The organism is Vibrio sp. 1978, assembly GCF_033344345.1.
The window spans coordinates 1-1,787 of record NZ_JAWPOP010000076.1 but is presented as its reverse complement, the minus strand read 5'-3'; the positions used below and the strand labels follow the sequence as shown (position 1 = coordinate 1,787).

The window sequence follows — 1,787 nt, the reverse complement described above, 5'->3', positions numbered from 1 at the left end:
GTACTGGCTTCGGTGTCGTTGTAGGCTGGATAGGTCACTGGGCTGACATCCAACAGTTTTGAAACGCGGGTGATTGTGCGGATATATACCCCATCCTCCCCCTCATCCCATCGATAACCGTCTGAAGGCAAACGAAACGCAAAGGAGCTTTGGTTTACATCACCACGGTCCATTGGTTCTATCACCATGTCTCGTACCGTTTGGGTATCTGGCGGGGTGATCTCGTAACGCAAACCAACTTCGTCAACAGTCAGCTCGAGCGTTCCGGCTTTGGTTCGACCTAAAACAAAGTTCCGGTCATGGTTAAACAGGGCTCGAACGTCGTCGTCCAGAACGTCATCAAACGCACCTGGGGCGATCACTTCAACAAAGCCGCCAAGGTTATTACTGCGAGTATTGAATTTGGCCGCGTACCCGACGATACGTGGTCCCTCTCCGTCCTCACGTTTTTCAATTTTGATTTCATCGCTACGGATAAAAATCTCATTGAGGTTTTTACTCATTTGGGTTGGCCTCTTTTTGTTGAAGATCTGCGCTTAACAGATAGGTACCCAAACCATCGGCTTGGTTCATATCTTCCAGCTCTCGTACTTGGTTGCGTGTCATCCAACCATCGCGAATGGCTTTCGAATAGAACTCAGCACGCTCTTGGGCAGTGCCGCGTAACAGACCGTTTAGGTTGAACTTGACGTAATACCCAGCGCGTCGCTCTTGTTCAGTGAATAGTTTTCGGTTGAGTTCCTGCTCCCACTTCACAACCCATGGGATCATGGTGTGACGAACGAACTGAATAGCCTGCTCTGAGATGTTAGAGAAGGTGGCTTTTTCCAAGTCGTTAATCATGTGTGCCGGCACGTTGTAGATACCAGCAACTTCTGAACGACTGAATTTTCGTGTTTCCAGAAACTGAGCATCTTCTGGCGGGATGGTGATCGACTGATATGCCAGTTCAGATGGCAAAAACAACGTTTTGTTATCGTTGCTTTGCATCTCCGCTTTTGACGTTCGCCAGCGATCAAGTAAGCGTTTCCAGCTCTTTTCCTCTAATTGCGATTTAACGGAGACAATACCGGTTGGCTTGCCCCCACTTCGGAAGAACTGGTTACCATAACCTTGGGTTTCTAGGCCAAGTGCAAACGCTTCTCTACACTGGGCAATGGGGCTTTTCCCCACTTTGCCATCAGAACCAATCGCCTTAATATGGATCATGTCTTCAGGACTGACGGCCCTTGCCAGCGTGTCTTCAGCGGTCACCGCGTAGGTGTAACGTCCGGAATTGGTTTTGGTTAAATTAGACTCCCAAGGCCGAATTAACCCGAGTTCACGTACTTCACCCGAACGGGGGTGGCGCACGATTTCGGTGTAGTGGTTACCCCAACCGCTGACGTGAACCATGCCTGACTCGCGCCAGTCATAACTGGTTTGAAACGGGTTAGGCTCATCATGCAGTAGATAGTAAACGGGGTGATCCGTTGCACGAGAGACAACTCCATTAGAGTCACGGCGCATCACATGCAAAGGCAGTTGGCCCATAGAGCGACCAAGCACACCAATACAGGAGTATACCGCCGATAACCCCATGGCTGATTCCACGCTAACACCAGAACCACCACCCCAATCGGCTGGATCTATTTCAGACAGGGGGACGGATGGGTCTTCAGGGTTTGAGCGGGTTTCAAATAACAAATCAAGCATGGCGGCCCCCTAGTGTTCTTAATGCCAATAAGGCAAAAATCAACAACATAGTTCCGCCAAACATTAAGGTATCCGACAACCCGAATTTGAGA

Annotated in this window: 2 protein-coding genes; both read right to left on the bottom strand. The window is 49.6% G+C overall.

Features of this window, described 5'->3' with window-relative positions; genetic code table 11:
* Positions 1–503 (bottom strand): HK97 family phage prohead protease (locus R8N49_RS24525; protein ID WP_318190148.1); only part of this gene is annotated, 503 nt, incomplete at its 3' end.
* Positions 496–1,695, bottom strand: coding sequence for a phage portal protein (locus R8N49_RS24520; protein WP_318190147.1), 1,200 nt, complete (start codon positions 1,693–1,695; stop codon positions 496–498). The genes R8N49_RS24520 and R8N49_RS24525, both read right to left, overlap by 8 nt.
* Positions 1,696–1,787: the final 92 nt, after the last annotated feature.